Origin of the sequence: Acidovorax sp. 62, assembly GCF_002754495.1 — a bacterium.
Lineage (GTDB): Bacteria > Pseudomonadota > Gammaproteobacteria > Burkholderiales > Burkholderiaceae_C > Acidovorax.
Genome location: NZ_PEFJ01000001.1, coordinates 2,685,747 through 2,705,513 on the forward strand (window position 1 = coordinate 2,685,747; position 19,767 = coordinate 2,705,513).

Consider the following 19,767-nt stretch of genomic DNA (forward strand, 5'->3'; position numbering starts at 1 on the left):
AGCTTCTAGCGCTTATCAATAAAGCGCTAGCAGCCTAAAACACTTCAAACCCTGAATCGGAAACACCGCCCGCCATCAACAGCTGGCGCACACCATCCGCCAGACGTACGTCGGTACAGCCCACGCCCCACACACGGCCCACGGCCTCGGGCGTGATGACCGCATCCACAGCGCCAAACTGCCCCCAGCCCTCGGCCAGCAGCACCGCGTCGTGCGCGTAGCGCAGTGCCAGGTTCAGGTCGTGCAGCACCACCACCACGCCCACACCGTGCTGCTCGGCCCAGTGGCGCAGCAGGCGCAAGGTTTGGTGCTGGTGGGCCAGGTCCAAGGCGGCGGTGGGTTCGTCCAGCAGCAGCCAGCGGTGTGGGGCGTCTGGCAACGGTTCCCAGATTTGCGCCAAGGCCCGCGCCAGGTGCGTGCGGGCGCGTTCGCCGCCTGAGAGGGTCGTGACGCTGCGCCCGGCCAGATGCGCGACGCCCGTGGCCTGCATGGCGGCGTCCACCACCTGCGCCTCGTTGGCGCTGGGCTGGCGGCGGTGCGGGTAGCGGCCCATGTCCACCACCTCGCGCACCGTGAAGTCAAACGCCACGGCAGTGTCCTGCGGCATCACAGCGCGCCAGCGGGCGATGTGCTCGGGCGGGTGCGCCGTCACCGCCCTGCCCTGCAGCAGCACCTGCCCGTGTGCGGGCTCGGCCAGCCCCGCCAGCAAGCCCAGCAGGGTGGATTTGCCCGCGCCGTTGGGGCCCAGGATCGCCGTCACACGCCCCGGCGCAAAGGTGCCGCTGGCCCGCACCAACACGGGCTGCCCCGGCGGGGCCACGCCCACATCCAGGCATTGCAACCCGTGCCCGGCACGGGCCAGCGGTGGCCGCTCGGCCGCCTCTCCTTCTCCCTCTGTAATCCCGTCGGGGTAGCGCCTCACACCCGCCCCTTGAATTGCCGCAGCATGACCAGAAACAGCGGCGCACCCAGCACCGCGGTGAGCACGCCCAGCGGCAGCTCGGCCGGTTTGACCGCCGTGCGCGCCACCGTGTCGGCCAGCAGCACCAGCGCCGCCCCCAGCAGGGCCGATGCGGGCAACACCACGCGGTGGTCTGGCCCCGCCAGCAAGCGCACGCCGTGCGGTGCCACCAAGCCGATGAAGCCGATCACGCCCGTGGCGGCTGTGACGGCGCCCACCGCCAAGGCGGACACACCGATGGCCAAGCGCTTGGTGCGCTCCACCGGCACACCCAAGAGGCGCGCCTGCGCCTCGCCCAGCGCCAAGGCATTGAGCGGGCGGGCCAACCAGCCAGCGCCTGCCGCCGCCACGCACACGGCCAACGCGACCACCGAAGCCGTGCCCCAGCGCGCGCCGCCCAAGCTGCCCATCAGCCACATCTGCAGGTTGCGCAGTTGCTCATCGGTCGAGACAAAACTCAAATACCCCAGGCCCGCCATAGCCAGCGCATTCACCGCCACACCCGCCAGCAGCATGAGCCCCACCCGCGTGCCACTGGCCGACTGGGCCAGCGTGTAGATGACGAGCGTGACCACCAGCCCACCGGCAAACGCCATACCCAGCAGCGGCCAGCTGCCCAAAGAGCGCGGCAGGCTAGGCCACCACAGGCCACCCAGCACGATGGCCGTGGCCGCCGCCAGTGCCGCACCACTGCTCACGCCCACCAGGCCCGGGTCGGCCAACGGGTTGCGAAACAGCCCTTGCATCAACGCCCCAGCCAGGGCCAGCCCAGCGCCTGCGGCAGCGCCCAGCAGCAGGCGCGGCAGACGGATGTGCATGAACACCAAATGGCCCGAGCCCGCAGGCTCCGCACCGGTCAGCGCGCTCAGCACAACCTGCAGCAACTCTCGGGGGCTGAGTGCGTAAGCCCCCTGGGTGCTGGCAATGCCAAGGGCAAGCAACGCCAAGGCCCCTGTCAGGCCCAGCACCCACCGTGCGGGCAAACGCCGCTGGCCCAGGGCCTGCAGGGCACGGCTGGCGCGGTGCCACCAGGGCAGGCGGGTGTTCAAAGCAGCCATGGCAATGGCCGTGGATGGCATGGAAGTCCCCGTCCGTGCGGATCAAGCCACCAGGCTGCGCATGCGCGTGTGCAGCGCTTGCACCACCCCGGGCAGGCGGGGACCAAAGCCCAGCAGGTGGTTGGCCTCCATGGCCACCAGGGCCTTGCGGGCAAAGGCAGGGGTCAGGGCCAGCTCGGGCCGCTGCCAGAAGGCCTCTTCACCGCCCACGGCTTCGATGCCCTGGGTGGTGTTGAGCAGCACGTCGGGCGCAGCTTCGGCCAGGGCTTCGGCCGTCCAGGGGCGGTAGCCTGCAAAGCCGGTGACGGCATTGACACCGCCCGCATAGCGGATGAGTGCATCGGCCGCCGTGCCTGTGCCCGCCACCATGGGGCTGCCGCCGTGCGACAGGATGAACAGCGCGCGCGGCTTGCGCGGGGCGGCGGCCACCTGCTGCTGCACGCGCGCCCATTCGGCATCCAGCCGCACAAACAGGGCTTGGGCGGCGCTCTCGCGCCCCACCACCTGGCCCACCACGGCCACCTTGCGCTGCACCTCGGCCCAGTTGTGGCTGGCGGGCACCAGCTCGATGCGCACCCCGGCGCTGCGCACCTGGTCCAGCACCACACGGGGCCCCGCCTCTTCGGTGCCCAGCAAACAATCAGGCCGCAGCGACAGCAGCCCTTCGGCCGAGAGCTGCCGCATATAGCCCACCTTGGGCGTGCGCTGGGCGGCTTCGGGGAAGAGGCTGGTGGTGTCCGTGCCCACCAGTTGGGCCTGCGCCCCCAGCAGGTACACCACCTCGGTCAGCGCGCCGCCCAGCACCACCAGGCGCTGCGCCGCGCGCGCAGGGGTGGTCTGCGCCGACGCTGCAATGGGGAAAGCCCATGCCGACGCACCCCATGCGCCCATCGCGCCCAGCACGGCTCTGCGCGGCAATGAACCGGCTGCAGAGCTGGCGGTTTTCATCTCGTGCTTCATGGCTGCAGCACCGGCATATCGACACGGGGCAAGCCCGCCACCAGGTCGCGCCAACCTATCAGCTCTGCTTGGCCGGGTTTGCGCTCGCCAAAGAACATGCACATCAGCTCGCCGTCGTGGTCAAAGGCCTCGACCGAGGTCACCACGCCATCGGCCGTGGGCTTCTCCACCGCCCATACGGCGGCGATGCGGTCGGTGCGCAGGTGCAGGTTGAAGCCGGGGTCCAGCACATTGATCCAGCGGGCGTCTGCCGTGTCCATGGGGCGAATGGTGTGCACCGGCCCCGTGTGGATCTGGATGCAGCCACCACTGCCCACAAACACCATGATGGGCAGCGCGTCGCGTGCGGCGCGCTCGAGCAGCCAGGGCACGGCCTGGACCTGCAGGCGCTGGGTGAACTGCCCCTCCACCAGCCGAAAGCTCTGCTGCCGCTCTGCGCCAAATTGGCGCAGCAGGCCAAAGAACTCGTGCGTGTCCTGCATCGCGCTCCACGCCTCTTGAAGGCCTTGCGCGTCGATGTCCGCGTCGGGCCGCACGGCAGGCTTGGGGCCTGCGGGCTGGAACACATAGCCCGCGCTGGGCTCGGCAAAGCGCGCCACCACGGCGTTCCACACGGCCAGGTCGGTCTGCTCGCGCAGATAAATCTTGTGCACCGCATGGCCCTGGGCGTTGAAGAACTGCAGGCTTTGCGCGCTCGGGTGGCCGGGGCGGCCCGGCTCCGTCACGGCAAAGCCGGCATGCCACTGGGCAAAGAACAGGCGCAGGTCAATGTCTGGCCCCAGCGCCAGCCCCACAGGCCCGGTGGCCGAGACGTTCTGGTACACGCCGGTCTTCTCGTGCACGGTGGATTCGTTGCGGGTCAACGCCATCAGCGGGCCGCAGGCCTGCAAGGCTTGCAGCAACTCCAGCCACGGCCCGCGCAGGGCCAGTGCCTTCAAGGCATAAGCATGTTCACCCGCATGGGCCGCCACCACAGCGCCTTCGGGCTGCTGCATGCGCTCGGCCGCATCGCGGGCGCGCAGGCCCTGGGCGCGCAACGCGGCAAACTGCTCACGGATGGCGGGGGCCAGGGCCGCGGGCGGCACAGCGTCCAACGGCGAAGACAGCACGGCACTCATTGCACAGCCTCCGGTGCGGCCAGCCACAACGCGCGGCGCTGCTCTGCCGCCGTGAGGGCGGCACTCGCGTGCTCTTGCAGGCCCTGCGGTTGCCAGCGCGCCTGCAGGTTCCACAGCATGGTGCGAAAGTGCGGGCTCAGCGCCTGGGCCTGGCCCAGCGCCTCCAGGTTGGTGGCGATCTTGCGGGCCATGGCTTCGCGGTGGCTGTCGCAGCAAGCCTGCGCGTAACCGGTCATCAGCGCCAACGTGCCTGCCAGCAGGGCCTCCATGCACGGCATGCTGTATTCCTCGTCGCGGTTGGCCTCTGGGGTGGCGGTGTTGTCACCGGGGATGGTGCCCATGGGGTTCTCCTGGTTGGGGTGGACAGGGGTTGGGGTGGCGTGCGTCAGAAGTCCGCCACCAGCGACACGCGCACCGAGCGCCCTGGCTGGCTGTAGGCGTCGATGGTGCTGTTGCCAGCAGCCAGCCCGCGCACATCGGCCCAGCGCCAGTACTTCTTGTCGGTGAGGTTGTAGATGCCTGCATTCAGGCGCAGGTCCTTGCGGATGCGCCACTGGCCGCTCAGGTCCAGCGTGGTGTAGGCGGGGGTGAGGTATTGCGTGCTGCCCGCAGCGGTGTAGACGTCGTCTGCCTTCTTGGCAGCGCTGTGGGTGGCATCGAGGCGCACATGCCAGGCGGCGGTGTCGTAGCGCACGCCGGCCGTCAAGCGCTGCGGCTCCACCGAGTTGACGGCACGGCCCGTGTTGGTGTCGCGCCCGCGCGCCTGGCCGTAGGCAAAGGGCGTGCTGATGCGCCCACCCAGCCAGTCGCCCCAGGCCATGTTGCCCTTGATTTCAAAGCCGTCGATCTTGACGCGGCCCAGGTTGATGGACTGATAGACCACAGGATTGCCAGGCGCACCCGTGCCGCCAACGACCTGCAAGTCCTCAATGAAATCTTTGTAGCGTCCCGTGAAGGCAGCCGCCTCAATGGACAAGGCCTGCAGCCGCCCACGTGCACCCACTTCAAAGTTCTGGCTTTTCTCGGGGCGCAGGTTGGGGTTGGGAATGCTCTTGTATCCCTGGGCGGTGTTCTCAAAGAACGCGTTCACCTGCCCGGCATTGGGCGCACGGAAGCCCGCTGCGTAGTTGCCATACAGGCTCCATGCCTCGTTGGCACGGTAGAGCACACCCAGCTTGGGCGATGTGGCGTGGCCCGAGAGCGAGACGGCGTTGGCCGCAAAACCAGCCTGGTCGGCTTTGATGCGGAAGCTGTCGAAACGCACGCCAGGCGTGATGCTCCACGGCCCACGGATGAACTCGTCCTGCACATACAGCGCGGCGCTGCTCTCGGTGGTGTCCGGGAAGCGCTTGAGCGGGAAGGTCTCGCCCGCAGGCGGCGTCACGCCGGTCTGCAGGTTTTCGACCTCTGCGCGGGTGTAGTCCAGCCCGTAGGTGAGCTTTTGCGCCCAGGCATCTGCGCCCGATCCCATGCGGACCAGCTTGCTGCCCTGCAGGTTGGCCTGCAGCGTGCGCTCGTCATAGGTCACATCGCGCACGCGGTCGGCGGCGGTGTTGCGGTCTTCGGTGATGTACTCGCGCGACTGCGCATCCTGGTAGCTGAGCACCGCCTTCACATCGTCGGCCCAGGCGGCGTTCACGCGCCAGTTGCCCTCCCAGGTGGCGCGGCTGCGCTGCATGTCGGTGAACGAGGTGGAACCCAGCACCGAGGTGCTGGTGAGCGGCGCTTTGCTGCGGGCGCTCAGCAGCTCGTAGTCGGCCGTTTTGTCCACATGCTCCAGCGTGAACACATGGCGCTGTCCGCCGCCGGGGGTGACCACCACCTTGCCCAGCACCGAGGCGTTCTTGTCCTTTTGCGGGTTGGGCAGCGTGCGGTCCACATTGGCCGCGCTGTTGGTGCCCATGTTCTCCAGCTCGTTGGCGCGGCCCACGTTGGCGCTGATGAGCCACTGCACCGTATCGTTGGTGCGGCCCGCCAGCGTGGCACCCAAGCGCTTGCCATCGTCATCACCGTCATAGGCAGCACTCACGCGGCCACCCAGGGTTTTGCCGTCCTTCAAAAAGGCGGACGGGTCGGCCGTGATGAAGTTGACCAAGCCCCCCATGCCGTCAGACCCATACAGAGCCGAGGTTGCGCCACGCAGCACCTCGATGCGCTGCAGCAGCCCCACGTCCACATAGTCACGGCCAAAGGCATTGGCGCTGAAGACATAGCTGCGCGGCAAGCGAATGCCATCGACCAGCATCAGCACCCGGTTGCCCTCCAGGCCCCGGATGTTGAAGCCCGCATTCTGGTCACGCCCCGTGGAGCCGCTGGCCAGCGTGAAGCGCGCAGGCGAGCGCGGCACGGTGATGTTGGGCTGGTCGCGCGCCACATCGCGCAGATCGCGCACCTGCCCCTCCTCCAGCGCCTGAGCATTGATCACGTCAATGCGCATGGGCAGGTCGTCGGGGTTTTGCTCGCTGCGCGTGCTGCTGATAACCACCTCTTTGAGCTGCGGCGTACCACCGGCCTGGGCCAGCAGCTCTTGGCCGTGCACTGCCGACAAGGACGCGACGGTGAGGGCCGCTGCCAGCGCGACCGGCTTGAGGGGGAGCGGAGAACGAAAAAAAGATGCGTGAACGTGCGCCAAAGCGGGCCTCTTCCTGGGTCAAAAATGCGTGACAAGAAGCTGGCTCCGCGTGCAGACCGTGCCCCAAGCATGGGGAGGCCTGCGCTGGCTGGCGTGGATGCAATATATTACATGAGAATAATTATCAATACCAACAACTACCCCACGCCCTCCAAGGAACTTGGCACAGCCACCCCATGAAAAAAGCCGGGGCAGCATCGCCCCCCCGGCTTTCTGTTCAGCGCTGAAGGCGCCTGATTTGCTACGTTTTCTATAGCTTCTAGCGCTTTATCCATAAGCGCTAGAGCCCAATTTAACTCACATCAAGCCACCACAGGCATGCGAATCATGTGGTCGAACGCGCTGAGCGCTGCCGTGGCCCCGGCACCCGCCGCAATCACGATCTGCTTGTACGGCACTGTGGTGCAGTCACCGGCGGCAAACACGCCGGGCACGTTGGTGTGGCCCTTGGCGTCGATCACGATCTCGCCGAACTTGGAGAGTTCGACCGTGCCCTTGAGCCATTCGGTGTTGGGCACCAGGCCGATCTGCACGAACACGCCTTCCAGCGGCACCAGGTGCTCTTCGCCCGTGGCGCGGTCCTTGTACTTCAGGCCGTTCACCTTGCCGTCGGCACCAGTGATTTCGGTGGTCTGGGCGTTGGCGTGGATGGTCACGTTGGGCAGGCTCTTGAGCTTACTCACCAGCACCGCGTCGGCCTTGAGCTGGTCGGCAAACTCGATCAGCGTGACGTGCTGCACGATGCCTGCGAGGTCAATCGCCGCTTCCACGCCCGAGTTGCCGCCGCCAATCACCGCCGTGCGCTTGCCCTTGAACAGCGGGCCGTCGCAGTGCGGGCAATAGGCCACGCCCTTGTTCTTGTACTCGGCTTCGCCGGGCACGTTCACATTGCGCCAGCGGGCGCCGGTGGACAGGATCACCGTCTTGGACTTGAGCGTGCCGCCGTTAGCCAGTTGCACCTCGATCAGGCCGCCGGGCTGCGCGGCGGGGATGATCTTCTCGGCGCGCTGCAGGTTCATGATGTCCACGTCGTAGGCGCGGGTGTGGGCTTCGAGGGCCGCGGCAAACTTGGGGCCGTCGGTTTCGAGCACCGAGATGTAGTTCTCAATGCCCAGCGTGTCGTTGACCTGGCCGCCAAAACGCTCGGCAGCCACGCCGGTGCGGATACCCTTGCGGGCGGCATACACCGCCGCTGCGGCACCAGCGGGGCCACCGCCAACGATGAGCACGTCGTATGCATCCTTGGCGCTGAGCTTGGCGGCTTCGCGGGCCGCAGAGCCGGTGTCGAGCTTGGCGACGATTTCTTCCAAGGTCATGCGGCCCGAGCCAAACAGTTGGCCGTTCAAAAACACCATGGGCACGGCCATGATTTCGCGCTCGGTCACTTCGGCCTGGAAGGCGCCGCCTTCGATCACCGTGGTCTTGACCTTGGGATTCAAGATGGCCATGAGCGACAGCGCCTGCACCACGTCCGGGCAGTTGTGGCAGGTCAGGCTCATGTACATCTCGAAGTGGAAGTCGCCATCCAGCGCCTTGATCTGGTCGATGACTTCTTGCTCGACCTTGGGTGGATGGCCGCCCGTCCACAACAGGGCCAACACCAGCGAGGTGAACTCATGGCCCAGGGGCAGACCAGCAAAGCGCAGGCTGTTGTCGCCGCCCACGCGCTGCAGGCTGAAGGATGGCTTGCGGGCGTCGTTGCCGTCGGTGCGCAGCGTGATCTTGTCGGCGCGCAGGGATTGGATGGTTTCGAGCAGCTCGCGCATCTCGCGGGCAGTGTCGCTGTCGTCCAGAGAAGCCACCAGTTCAAACGGCTGTTGCACGCGTTCCAGATAGGCCGAGAGTTGCGATTTGAGTTGGTCGTCGAGCATGGTGGCTTCCTAAAAATTCGAGTTGTGGTCTTGTAGGTTTAAGGGCAAGCGGCTGTGCTTTCAAGCCTGATTGCCAAATTCCGGGCGAAAAAAAGCCGGACGGCATGGCGTGAACGCCATGGCGCTGTCCGGCTTTGGGGAGCGCGCTGCAGTCGCGCGCTCAGCCGATGCAATGCAGGGCTTAGATCTTGCCGACCAGGTCCAGGGATGGAGCCAGAGTCTTGGCGCCTTCCTTCCACTTGGCGGGGCACACTTGGCCAGGGTTGGCGGCGGTGAACTGGGCAGCCTTGAGCTTGCGCAGGGTTTCGGACACGTCGCGGGCGATTTCGTTGGAATGGATTTCCAGGGTCTTGATCACGCCATCGGGGTTGATCACGAAGGTGCCGCGCAGTGCCAGGCCTTCTTCAGGGATGTGCACGCCAAAAGCATTGGTCAGGGTGTGCGTTGGGTCGCCGACCAGGGGGAACTTGGCCTTGCCCACGGCGGGGGAGGTTTCGTGCCACACCTTGTGCGAGAAGTGCGTGTCGGTCGTCACGATGTAGACCTCTGCGCCAGCGGCCTGGAAGGCAGCGTAGTTGTCAGCAGCGTCTTCGATTTCGGTGGGGCAGTTGAAAGTGAAAGCGGCAGGCATGAAGATCAGCACGGACCACTTGCCCTTCAGGCTTTCTTCCGTCACGGTGATGAACTCACCCTTGCCATTGCGGTTCACAAAAGCTTCGGTCTTGAAAGGCTGGACTTGCGTATTGATCAGGGACATTGCTGTTTCCTTAAAGGGTTGGTTGACTGAACAGGACTGAAGTCTAGGCGCATTGGAGCCATGCATCCAATTAATTGATTTCATTGAATCAATTGCCTGTGACTATTTTATGAAAGAGTATCTGCTCCCCAAAAGGCCCGCGAATGCAAACGGTATTGCGCATCACACGCAGCCAATGCGGGCCAACAGGGGCTTGTGTTGTCAGCGCACTCTCAGGCCCGGCACAATCGCGCATCCACACAACAAACAAGGAAGGAGCCCCCATGAAAGGCGACGCACAAGTCATCGCGCACCTGCAGGCGCAACTGAAGAACGAACTCACGGCCATCAACCAGTACTTCCTGCACTACCGCATGCTCAAGCACTGGGGCTTCGACAAGCTGGCCAAGAAGGAATACGAAGAGTCGATTGGCGAGATGAAGCATGCTGACTGGCTGATGGACCGCATCTTCATGCTGGACGGCCTGCCCAACCTGCAAGACCTGGCCAAGCTGCAAGTGGGTGAAGACGTGCCAGAGATCCTGGCCTGCGACCTGCGCGCAGAACAAGGCGCACAAGCCACCATCAAGGAAGGCATTGCCCACTGCGAAAGCGTGCGCGACTATGTCTCGCGCGACCTGCTGCAAAAAATCCTGGACGACACCGAAGAGCACATCGACTTTCTGGAAACCCAGATCGACCTGCTCGACAAGGTGGGTATCCAAAACTACCTGCAGTCGCAAATGGGCGACGCGGACTGATCACACCGGGGCGTGCCTGGCACGACCTCGCTGCGGCACCACCGCACTCTCAACGGGCCCAGGCCCGTTTTTTTTCGCCCAGGCTTGGCCCACGCACCCGCTTTAGGTCGTTGCAATCTTGCGCCAACACAAGCAAATCTTTACAAAATGAATACGAATACTTCTCAATAAAAGTAGAATCGCGGCCCAGCAAGCCAGCATGACCGGAGCCAACCCGGTAAGCAGCCAGCCTTTGAATTGGTTCTGAGAACCACCCCAAACTGGAGCCCCTGCCATGCCGCGCCGCGCACTCTGCACCCATCGTTTTGCCCCACGGGTACAGCCATGAAAACCGCCCGAGTCGATTGGCGGTACCGCCTCACCATTGCCTCACGCACCCTGGCCGCTGCCGCTGGGGGCTATGCTGTGGCTGCGGCATTTGCGGCGGCGCTGTCGCTGGCGCTGGCACAGGCCATGCCCCGGGTGGATGCGGTGCTCACGGCCACCATGCTGGCCTGGCTGGCGTATGCCGCAGCGGTGGCCTGGGTGTTTTATGCGCGCACCAGTTGGGGCGCCTGGCTGGGCACGCTGGCACCCGCGGCCGTGATGGGCGCCGTGGCCATGGCGCCGCGCTGGCTGGGGGCTGCTGCATGAGCACGTTGCCAGCCACCGAGAGCGCCCTGCCCGCACAGGCAGGGGCCAGGGCCAAAGCCAAGACACCGAACGACCGCGAAGGCTTTCGCCAAGCCATGTCGTGGCTGCACACCTGGGCCGGGCTGGTGCTGGGCTGGCTGCTGTTTGCCATCTTTCTCACAGGCACGTTGTCGTTCTTCCGAAACGAGCTGAACCTGTGGACGCACCCTGAGCTGCACGGGCTGCCTGCCACCGCCGCAGACACCGAGACGAACACGGCAGAAAAAGCCCTGGCCGCCCTGCACCGCAAGGTGCCGGACGTGACCCAATGGATCATGCACCTGCCCGACGAGCGCGACCCGGCCGTGAACGTGCTGTGGCGCGACACGGGCAATGGCCGCTTTGAAACCCTGCGCATGAACCCGCAAACGGGCGAGGCGGTGGACATCCGCCAGTCCATGGGGGGCGATTTTTTCTACCGCTTTCACTTTGAGCTGCGCACTGCGCAAAAGGGCCGCTGGACGCTGGAAGGCCGCTGGGTGGTGGGCGTGGCCACGCTGCTCATGTTCATTGCCCTGCTGACCGGTGTGGTCACGCACCGGCGCATTTTCAAAGACTTCTTCACCTTCCGCCCCGGCAAAGGCGGCCAGCGGGCCTGGCTGGATGCGCACAACGTCTCGGGCGTGCTGGTGCTGCCGTTTTACCTGATGATCACCTTCAGCGGGCTGATGATCTTCCACTCGCTGTACCTGCCCAGCGGCATCGCCACGGCGTATGTCGGGGCCGATGGCAAGGTGGACTCGAACACCTACTTTGCAGACCTGCAGGGCGACAAGCCCGAGCGCCGGGCCCGGCGCGACCCAGGGGCCAAGGTCGATCCCCTGCCGCTGGTGCCCATGGCCACCATCATGGCCGCGGCGCAAAAGCACTGGGAGGGCGGCCGCATTGGCGCCATCCAGGCGCGGCGCGACACCAAGGGCAACCCGGTGGTGGAAGTCACCCGCCACGAGGGCGACCGCCTGCAATACCGCCCGCCCCGCCTGCTGTTTGATGCCACCACCGCGCAGCCCATTGCCGAGGCCAATCCCACCAGCGCTGGCATCGCCACCTATGGCGTGCTGTATGGGCTGCACCTGGCCCGCTTCGCAGGCACGGGCCTGCGGTGGACGCTGTTTGGCTTTGGCCTGCTGGGCAGTTTGATGATTGCCACCGGCATGGTGCTGTGGTCCGTCAAGCGCAGCGCGCAGGCCAAGCGCAAGAGCGCCGCCCAGACCCCGCCGCGCCTGCCGCTGGGCGAGCGCCTGGTGGCGGGCCTGAACATTGCCACCCTGGCGGGCCTGCCGCTGGCCTGCGGCGTGTTCCTGGCCGCCAACCGGCTGCTGCCGCTGGCCCTGCCCGAGCGTGCCGACACCGAGCTGGCCTGCTTCTTTGCCACCTGGGCCCTGGCCTTGGTGTGGGGCCTGCTGTGCCCCCGGCGTATGGGCTGGACCGTGGTGGTAGCCCTGGCCGCTGTGGTGTGGGCCTTGCTGCCCGTGCTCAATGCCTTGACCACATCCGCCCACCTGGGCGTCACCTTGCCTGCGGGCGACTGGACCTGGGCGGGGCTGGACCTGGCCTTTTTGGCCACGGGCGCCGTGCTGGGCGCCGTGGCGTGGCACCTGCACCGCCGCCAGCCGACCAAGGCGTCCCCCACCCAACAACGGCCCGCCCGCACCCACACGGCGGCGCCCCAAGCCCCCGCGCCGGCGGCGCATGCCCTGCCCAACGCGGCCTCAGAAATCACCGCAGGAACCTGAACCCATGTCTGCCTTCCTGTTTTGCTTTGCAGCCTGGCTGGCCATGGCCCTGGGCATGGACAAACACCACGAAGACGCCTTGGGCCACGAGGCCGCCGCCGCACGCCTGCGTACGCTGCGCCGCGTGGGCTGGGTGCTCTTGCTGGCCTCGTTGTGGCTGGCCACCCGCACGCCACCGGGCGTGCCAGCCTCCATCGGTGTCACGGTGTGGGCCGCAGCCCTGTCGGTGGCGGCCGTGGCGGCCACCGCCACCGTGACCTGGTTGCCCCAGCGCGCCCCCCCACTGGGCGCCACAGCGCTGGCGGCAGGGCTGCTGGCGTACTTCAGCGGGTTTTAGCCCAGCGGGTTTCAGCACCCAAGCGGCTTTCACTGCCGCCGTTGCCCGTCTTCCAGTGCAGCGCCACCGTGCGCAGGCTGTTGCCTGCGCGGTGGTGCGGCGCCCCTGTGTTTCATCCACTCTCCTCTCAGGAATCGCTATGCCTTCATCGTCCACGCCACACCTGTGGAACACCGCGCCCTTGGCCCACACCCTCAGCCCACTCGCTGCGGCCGTGTTGTTGCTGGCCTGTGGCACCGCCCTGGCCCAAGGCACCCCGGCCGACGCCGCCGCCCCCAAGGCGCTGGGCGAAGTCACCATCAAGGCCGCGCCGCAAGACGACACCTACACCCCCACGGCCACCTCCACCGCCACCAAGGGCAGCGCGCCCCTGCGCGATGTGCCACAGGCCGTGAACGTGGTGCCTGCCCAGTTGCTGCGCGACCAGGGCGCCCGCTCGATGGAAGACGCACTGCGCAACGTGCCCGGTGTGGCCATGAGCCACGGTGACGGCCAGCGCGACCAGGTGGTGATTCGCGGCTTCACCGCCATTGCCGACCAGTTTGTGGACGGGGTGCGCGACGACGCGCTGTACTTCCGCGACCTGGCCGACATCGAGCGCATCGAAGTCCTCAAAGGCCCGGCCGCCGTGCTGTATGGGCGCGGGTCTTCGGGCGGCCTCATCAACCGCGTCACCAAGAAACCGCAGTTTGGCGAGACCTCTGGCGAAGCCTCGGTGGGCGTGGGCAGTTTTGACTATCGCCGCGCCACGGCCGACCTGAACGTGGGCATCAGCGATGCGGCGGCCTTTCGCCTCAATGCCGCCGTGGAAGACTCTGGCAGCTACCGCGACCAGCAGTTTGTGAAGCGCCACAACTTTGCGCCGTCGCTGGCCCTCAAGCTCGCGCCGCAAACCGATTTGCTGCTGCAATACACCCACGCCCGCGACAAGCGCCTGACGGACTTCGGCATCCCGGCGCTGAACGGGCGCCCGGTCAACGTGGCGGCCAGCACCTACTACGGCTCCAGCAACGCCGCGCAGGACGACACCACCACCAGCGCCATGCAGTCGTTCACCGCCACGCTCAATCACCGCTTCAACGACGACTGGTCGGTGCGCAACGTGACGCGCGCCTACGACTACAGCCTGGACCGCTACAACACCCTGCCCGGTGGCACCACCGACCCCGTCGCCATGACGGTGGGCCGCACCCGCGCCTTCATCCTGCGCGACGAGAAGGGCGTGTTCAACCAGACCGATGTGACCTGGCGCAACCAGCTCGGCGGGCTCAAGCAAGAGTGGCTGATGGGCATGGAACTGGGCCAGCAAAAGAAGCGCTCTGAATCCGTCTCGGGCGGGGCCGACCGGGTGTCCATCCTCAACCCCAGTGGGGCGGCACCCGTCATCCCGGCGGCCAACTACAACGCCGACAGCGCCATCCCCAGCCACACCACACAAGACACCGCCGCGCTGTACTGGCAAGACCAGATCACGCTGGCCCCCCAGTGGAAAGCCCTGGTGGGCGCACGCTACGACGTGTACGGGCAAGAGACGCGTTTTGACCGCAAGCTCGCCACGCTCTCGCGCACCGACAAAAAGCTCAGCCCCCGCGCCGGTCTGGTGTGGCAGCCCAGCGATACCGTCTCGTACTACGTGTCGTACAGCAAGTCGTTCCAGCCCTCGGCCGAGGCCTTTGCCCTGGCCACCAACATCACGGCGGCCGAGCCAGAAATCACCCAGAACAAAGAAATTGGCGTGAAGCTGGACCTGCTCGATGGCAAGCTGAACCTGACGGGCGCCCTGTTCAACCTGGAGCGCACCAACATCAAGAACACCGACCCCGCCAACCCATCGCGCCAGATCAACGTGGGCACGCAGCGCACCAATGGCTTTGAACTGACCGCCAACGGCCGCCTGCCCGGCCGCTGGGATGTGAGCGCAGGCTACGCCTACCTGGACGGCCGCATGACCAAGTCGCTGGCCACCACCACCTCGTCGCAGCTGCCCACCGCAGCCGTGCCAGCCCTGGGCAAGGTACCCGCCCTCACGCCCCGCAACAGCGCCTTTGCCTGGGTGATGAAAGACCTGGGTCAGGGCCTGCGCCTGGGCGGCGGTGTGAACCATGTGGGTGAACGCTTCACCTCGCTCACCAACCTGGTCACCCTGCCCGCCTACACCACGGTGGATGCGGCCCTGCAATACACGCTGGGCCAGTGGGACCTGGACGTGAACGTGAAGAACCTGGCCAACCGCAAGTACTACGTATCGAGCCACGGCAGCAACGACAACCTGATCCTGCCGGGCTCGCCCCGCGCCCTGCAGGTCACGCTGCGCACGCACTTCTGACCCCCGCACGCAAACCGGCGTGCGCATCGCTCGCGCACGCCATTTCAAGCGAAACAGGCCTCCAGCGCTTTATCAATAAGCGCTAGCAGCTACCAATTCAATAGCAATATTTCAAATACCGAGGAGGAGAAGCACCATGCGCATGCACCCACTGGCCCTTGCGGTCTCGCTGCTGGCCACCATGGCCACGGCCCAGCAAACCCAGGCACAGACCACCACCGCACTGCCCGAGGTGAAGGTGACCGACGGCGCCGACAGCGCGGCCACCGAAGGCTCGGGCCAGTACACCGCCCGCGAGGTGAGCGTGGGCAAGCTGGTGCAGTCGCCCCGCGAGACGCCGCAGTCCATCAGCGTCATCACACGCCAGCGGCTTGATGACCTGAACATCACCAAGCTCGAAGACGCCGTCAAGCAGACCACCGGCGTGAACGTGACGCGCCTGGACGGCGCGGGCAACTACAACACCATCCAGGCACGCGGGTTTGACATCGGCGCCATCCAGCTCGACGGCATCGCCATTCCACAGGGCGCCAACTTTGCCACGGCGCTGGACACCGCCATCTACGACCGCATCGAAGTGCTGCGTGGCCCCTCCGGCCTGCTGCAAGGCGCGAGCGAGCCGGGAGGCACCATCAACCTGGTGCGCAAGCGTGCGCGCAGCCAGCTGGGCCTGTCAGCCACCCTGTCCGCAGGCGCGTGGGACATGCGCCGCGCGGATGTGGACATCACCGGGGCACTCAACGCCACGGGCAGCCTGCGCGGGCGGCTGGTGGTGGTCTCTGATGAGCGCAAGAGTTTTGTGGACACGCTGTCCAACGACAAACAAGCGGGCTATGGCACGGTGGAGCTGGACATCAACGCGGCCACCACGCTATCGGTGGGCCACACCCGCCAGCGCGTGCGCGCCACCATCGACCAGGGCCTGCCCGCCTATGCCGATGGCCGCCTGCTCGACGTGCCCCGCTCCACCTTTGCCGGGCTGGCGCGCAACCAGCAAAACCTCGACACCACCGACACCTTTGCCGAGCTGGAACACCGCCTGGCCAATGGTGGACTGGTGAAGCTGGCGGCGCGCCAGGTGCAGCGCGAATCGTTCTACAGCGCCGCCCGCGCCAACTCGGCCGTGGCCGCCAATGGCAGCTACCAGATGCAAACGGTGGACTACCTGCAGGAGAACACCGACCGCAACTACGACGCCTACCTGACCACGCCGGTGCAGTGGCTGGGCCGCACCCACCGCGTGCTGCTGGGTGCCAGCCACAGCCAGAACAACAGCCTGGGCGGCAACTACGTGTACGGCCCCACGTCCACCGCCAACATCTTTGCGCCCAACTACACCGCGCCCTACCCCGTGCTGACGCTGCCCGGGTATGACAGCGACACCCGCCGCACCGAGAACGCGATGTACGGCCAGGCCCAGCTGAGCGTGACCGACCGCGCGCGCGTGCTGGTGGGCGGCCGCCTGTCGTGGGCCAAGGTAGAGACCGAGCGCCTGAGCGACGGCAAGATCACCTCCACCGCCAACCCGGGGCGGCAGTTCATCCCGTCCGTGGCGGCACTGTATGACTTGAACGCACAGACCACGGCCTACGCCAGCTATGCCGAGACGATGGTGGTGCAATCTGCGCTGACCGCTGCTGGCAGCCTGCTGCCCCCGCGCACGGGCTCGCAGGTCGAGCTGGGGGTGAAGGGTGAATTCCTGAACAAGCGCCTGCAAGCCCATGCGGCGGTGTTTCGCATCCTCGACAGCGACCGCGCCATTGCCGACCCAGTGGTGACCACCGCGTCCATCCCGGGCGGCAAAGTGCGCAGCCAGGGCCTGGAGATGGAAGTGAGCGGCCAGGTGGCGCCCGGCTGGGATGTGCTGGCGGGCTACGCCTACACCGACACCAAGTACCTGCAGGCACCCGCTGCGCAGCAAGGCCAGGTGTTCAGCCCGGTCACCCCACGCCACAGCCTGAACCTGTCCACCCGCTACGCCTTGCGCAGCCCCGGTTTGCAGGGATGGAGTGTGGGCGGTGGCGTGTCGTATCGCAGCGAGTTCTACGCACAAAGTGGCGCGCTGCGGCTGGTGTCAGGCGACTATGCGTTGCTCAACGCACAAGTGGCCTACCAGATCAATGACCACCTGGGCGTGAGCCTGACGGTGGACAACCTGCTGGACAAAACCTACTACGAAAAAGTGGGCAGCTTGGGCCGCCAGAACTTTTACGGGGAGCCCCGCCGCATCACCGTGGCACTGAAGGCCAAGTACTAGTCCACCGAGTCAGTGCAATCGAGGGTGCGCCGGGGCTGCAGGGGGAGGGCTGCGCATTTCGGCGCAGGCGGGTGGCTCGGCCACCGCTGTGATTACATCGACTCCAGATGCTGGCGCGCATGCCAACCCGAAAGGTAGCGCTGCACCGCATCGTGCAGGGCCTCCAGGTCCATGCCTTTGACTTTGGTGGTGCCCACCACCAGCTTGTTCTTCTGGGGGCGGTAGGTGACACGGCGCAGGTTCGTGTGGGGGGCCTGCAGGCGCGGGGCGGCAGGGTCCAGGTCAAAGGTCATGACCATGTTGGAGCCGTTGACCACGGTGGAAGAATAGTTCGCCACGGCTGACCAGGGCACCACCTGCGGCCAGCCCGGCACGCGCATGCCCTCGGCCGTGAGCTGCATCACCATGACCGAAGAGCGACGCCAGAACAACCAGGCCATACCTGCCAGCCCACCAAAGCAGGCCAAGGCAATCATCACCACATCCTGCACACGGGCAAACGACTTGCCCGCCGCGAGGGCCTGGGCGGTGATGGCCACGGCGCTGATCAAAGCCACCAGCGCCATCCCACCAAACAGCCACACATTGCCCCGGCGCTCATACAGGTCCAGCGAGCCTTGCGCTTGCTGCACCGCCTCGGCCAGATCCTTGCGCACCTGCTCGTTGTGCTCTTGCGCCACGCCTTTGAAGTCATTCAACAGCCGTGCCTGCAGGCCCTGGCTGTCGGCGAACAGTGAGCGCACCCACACCAGCGCCTGCGCATCGGGCTGCACCAGAGCGGCTTGCACCATGGCATCGGTCACGGGGGCGTTCACGGCCTTGGCGCGTTCCAGCGTGGGGGGGTGGGTGTCGGTCGGGTGCACGGTGGCCACTTCGGTGGCGAAGTTGGGGGCCGTCAGGCCCTTGGCCTGCACAGCATCGTGCAGCATCTGCACCACGTCGCTGCCCACGTCTTGCGGGCGGCGGCCAATCTCATGGAGGACATCGCTCACCACCTCATGCAAGGCTGTCACACGCACCAGCGAGCGGGCGATGGCGTCGCCGCTGACCAGCTTTGCCGCCACCTGGTCAGCGGCAAACTCGCGCTCGCGGCTCCAGTGCTTCACCGCCAGGTCAAAGCGCTCCAGCAGGTATTCGATGAACGAGGTGGCGGGCAGGTCCATCCACGGGCTGCTGTCCTCGCGCCCATAAATGGCGTGCAGGCTGGCCACCAGCCGCTGGTAGATGGGCGAGAACTGCAGGCTGTAGGCCGTGTCGGCCCCGGCAAAGTGGCCCAGCTCGTGGGCCAGGATGGCGCTGATCTCATCGCGCTGCAGCAGCGACAGGTAGGTGAGCGGCAGGTACATGGTCTCGCCCGTGAGCTGCTGGCCGCTGGGCACCAGGCGCATGGCATGGGCCGTGACGTAAAAGCCATCGGTCAACCCCACCACCAGGTGGGCGGGGGCTGCGGCACCGGCGCCCTGGGCCAGGGTGTCCACATAGGCCCACAACGCGGGGGCCTCCTGGCGCGACACGGTCACGCCCATCACTTCGCTGGGCTCGTCGTGCAGCTCTTGCAGCGACTTGTACAGCGCGCGCAGCAGCGTCACGCCGCACCACAGCACCGTGCCCGCCAGGATCAAGATGAGCGCCTGGAACTTCATCTCGCCCTTGCCTGCATGGCCCAGGATCACCACCTGGTACGCCACGCCCAGGCGCACCACCAGCAGCGCCCCCACCGTGGCCAGCAGCAGGCCCATGTGCACCGTGAGGTAGGTGGGCAGCAGGTTGCGCCAACGGGCAAACTGCACCATCAACGCATCGCGCGACTGCAAAGCCCGGCGGCCTGCGGCATTGACGCCCCACAGCCCTGCCAGCGCCACCAGGGCCGCCAGCACACCCATCACCATGGCCACGATGCTGGCCGGGCGCACCACCGACGCCACCTGGTCATGGGCTTCGCTGTCGCCCTTGGCGCTTTTGGCGATCTGCTGCAGCTTGAGCGATGCAGAGAAACCGCTGTACTTTTGCCCATCGATGGTGAGTGAGGCGCGCGGATTCTCGGCCAGTGCGGCCTGGGCCTGCGCCACTTCTTGCAGCAGTTGTAGCTGCGCTGGAGACAAAGCCGGGTGCTGGTACTGGCGGTACTCCCACAGCCCGATGCCAGACAGCAGCAAGGGAATGCACACCGCCCACAGCACCAGCTGTGCGCTGCTGGGCAAGCGGTTCCAGGCCTTGCGGAATTTTTGACCCAATGAAGATGCCATAGTGATTTGAATCGTTGGTTTGAATGGACAGGTAGGGCGTGGCCCAGAGGGTGCGCAAGGCGCACAGTGCTGAGCGCACAAGGGCTGCCTCCTCCG

Annotated in this window: 15 protein-coding genes; 6 read left to right on the forward strand and 9 right to left on the reverse strand. The window is 66.3% G+C overall.

Features of this window, described 5'->3' with window-relative positions; genetic code table 11:
- Positions 1–34: 34 nt before the first annotated feature.
- The 8 genes from CLU86_RS12085 to ahpC all read right to left on the reverse strand — a co-directional run bounded on the left by CLU86_RS12085 (position 35) and on the right by ahpC (position 9,357).
- On the reverse strand, positions 35–862 hold the full coding sequence (locus tag CLU86_RS12085; RefSeq protein WP_099743536.1) for a heme ABC transporter ATP-binding protein: 828 nt from the start codon (positions 860–862) through the stop codon (positions 35–37).
- 56 nt (positions 863–918) lie between these two features.
- A complete protein-coding gene (locus CLU86_RS12090; RefSeq protein ID WP_233194977.1) occupies positions 919–2,040 on the reverse strand; it encodes an iron ABC transporter permease in 1,122 nt (373 codons plus the stop codon).
- A gap of 21 nt (positions 2,041–2,061) precedes the next feature.
- Positions 2,062–2,979, reverse strand: coding sequence for a hemin ABC transporter substrate-binding protein (locus CLU86_RS12095; RefSeq protein WP_233194979.1), 918 nt, complete (start codon positions 2,977–2,979; stop codon positions 2,062–2,064).
- Complete coding sequence (locus tag CLU86_RS12100; protein WP_099741764.1) at positions 2,976–4,097, reverse strand: hemin-degrading factor; 1,122 nt, start codon at positions 4,095–4,097, stop codon at positions 2,976–2,978. The genes CLU86_RS12095 and CLU86_RS12100 overlap by 4 nt, the downstream gene beginning before the upstream one ends.
- A complete protein-coding gene (locus CLU86_RS12105; RefSeq protein WP_099658752.1) occupies positions 4,094–4,438 on the reverse strand; it encodes a hypothetical protein in 345 nt (114 codons plus the stop codon). Before CLU86_RS12105 ends, CLU86_RS12100 begins: the two co-directional genes overlap by 4 nt.
- 44 nt (positions 4,439–4,482) lie before the next feature.
- Positions 4,483–6,729: a TonB-dependent hemoglobin/transferrin/lactoferrin family receptor gene (locus tag CLU86_RS12110; RefSeq protein WP_099741765.1), complete on the reverse strand. Its 2,247-nt coding sequence runs from the start codon at positions 6,727–6,729 to the stop codon at positions 4,483–4,485.
- Between the two features lie 302 nt (positions 6,730–7,031).
- Positions 7,032–8,600: an alkyl hydroperoxide reductase subunit F gene (ahpF, locus tag CLU86_RS12115; RefSeq protein ID WP_099741766.1), complete on the reverse strand. Its 1,569-nt coding sequence runs from the start codon at positions 8,598–8,600 to the stop codon at positions 7,032–7,034.
- A gap of 181 nt (positions 8,601–8,781) precedes the next feature.
- Positions 8,782–9,357 (reverse strand): alkyl hydroperoxide reductase subunit C, encoded by a 576-nt coding sequence (gene ahpC, locus CLU86_RS12120; RefSeq protein ID WP_099656294.1) that lies wholly within the window; start codon positions 9,355–9,357, stop codon positions 8,782–8,784.
- 263 nt (positions 9,358–9,620) lie between these two features.
- Between ahpC and bfr the strand changes: the two genes are divergently transcribed.
- From bfr to CLU86_RS12150, 6 genes are all read left to right on the forward strand, one after another.
- Complete coding sequence (bfr, locus tag CLU86_RS12125) at positions 9,621–10,097, forward strand: bacterioferritin (protein ID WP_099656295.1); 477 nt, start codon at positions 9,621–9,623, stop codon at positions 10,095–10,097.
- 324 nt (positions 10,098–10,421) lie between these two features.
- Positions 10,422–10,730 carry a DUF3649 domain-containing protein gene (locus tag CLU86_RS12130; protein ID WP_099741767.1) on the forward strand — a complete coding sequence of 103 codons (309 nt, stop codon included), beginning with the start codon at positions 10,422–10,424 and terminating at the stop codon, positions 10,728–10,730.
- On the forward strand, positions 10,727–12,505 hold the full coding sequence (locus CLU86_RS12135; RefSeq protein WP_099741768.1) for a PepSY domain-containing protein: 1,779 nt from the start codon (positions 10,727–10,729) through the stop codon (positions 12,503–12,505). The genes CLU86_RS12130 and CLU86_RS12135 overlap by 4 nt, the downstream gene beginning before the upstream one ends.
- Before the next feature lie 4 nt (positions 12,506–12,509).
- Entirely contained in the window at positions 12,510–12,842 is a 333-nt protein-coding gene (locus CLU86_RS12140; RefSeq protein ID WP_099741769.1) for a DUF3325 domain-containing protein, read from the forward strand.
- Between the two features lie 139 nt (positions 12,843–12,981).
- Positions 12,982–15,168 carry a TonB-dependent siderophore receptor gene (locus CLU86_RS12145; RefSeq protein ID WP_099741770.1) on the forward strand — a complete coding sequence of 729 codons (2,187 nt, stop codon included), beginning with the start codon at positions 12,982–12,984 and terminating at the stop codon, positions 15,166–15,168.
- Positions 15,169–15,304: 136 nt separating this feature from the next.
- Positions 15,305–17,425, forward strand: a complete 2,121-nt coding sequence (locus CLU86_RS12150; RefSeq protein WP_099741771.1) for a TonB-dependent siderophore receptor — start codon at positions 15,305–15,307, stop codon at positions 17,423–17,425.
- 92 nt (positions 17,426–17,517) lie between these two features.
- Here CLU86_RS12150 and CLU86_RS12155 read toward each other — a convergent pair whose 3' ends face one another.
- Positions 17,518–19,671, reverse strand: coding sequence for a M48 family metallopeptidase (locus CLU86_RS12155; protein WP_099741772.1), 2,154 nt, complete (start codon positions 19,669–19,671; stop codon positions 17,518–17,520).
- Between the last annotated feature and the right edge of the window lie 96 nt (positions 19,672–19,767).

Bases quoted from the DNA above. Each gene is read 5' to 3' on its own strand.
- CLU86_RS12090 (WP_233194977.1), bottom strand. From the start codon at position 2,040: ATGCCATCCACGGCCATTGCCATGGCTGCTTTGAACACCCGCCTGCCC.
- CLU86_RS12095 (WP_233194979.1), bottom strand. From the start codon at position 2,979: ATGAAGCACGAGATGAAAACCGCCAGCTCTGCAGCCGGTTCATTGCCG.
- CLU86_RS12100 (WP_099741764.1), bottom strand. From the start codon at position 4,097: ATGAGTGCCGTGCTGTCTTCGCCGTTGGACGCTGTGCCGCCCGCGGCC.
- CLU86_RS12105 (WP_099658752.1), bottom strand. From the start codon at position 4,438: ATGGGCACCATCCCCGGTGACAACACCGCCACCCCAGAGGCCAACCGC.
- ahpF (WP_099741766.1), bottom strand. From the start codon at position 8,600: ATGCTCGACGACCAACTCAAATCGCAACTCTCGGCCTATCTGGAACGC.
- ahpC (WP_099656294.1), bottom strand. From the start codon at position 9,357: ATGTCCCTGATCAATACGCAAGTCCAGCCTTTCAAGACCGAAGCTTTT.
- bfr (WP_099656295.1), top strand. From the start codon at position 9,621: ATGAAAGGCGACGCACAAGTCATCGCGCACCTGCAGGCGCAACTGAAG.
- CLU86_RS12130 (WP_099741767.1), top strand. From the start codon at position 10,422: ATGAAAACCGCCCGAGTCGATTGGCGGTACCGCCTCACCATTGCCTCA.
- CLU86_RS12135 (WP_099741768.1), top strand. From the start codon at position 10,727: ATGAGCACGTTGCCAGCCACCGAGAGCGCCCTGCCCGCACAGGCAGGG.
- CLU86_RS12140 (WP_099741769.1), top strand. From the start codon at position 12,510: ATGTCTGCCTTCCTGTTTTGCTTTGCAGCCTGGCTGGCCATGGCCCTG.
- CLU86_RS12145 (WP_099741770.1), top strand. From the start codon at position 12,982: ATGCCTTCATCGTCCACGCCACACCTGTGGAACACCGCGCCCTTGGCC.
- CLU86_RS12150 (WP_099741771.1), top strand. From the start codon at position 15,305: ATGCGCATGCACCCACTGGCCCTTGCGGTCTCGCTGCTGGCCACCATG.
- CLU86_RS12155 (WP_099741772.1), bottom strand. From the start codon at position 19,671: ATGGCATCTTCATTGGGTCAAAAATTCCGCAAGGCCTGGAACCGCTTG.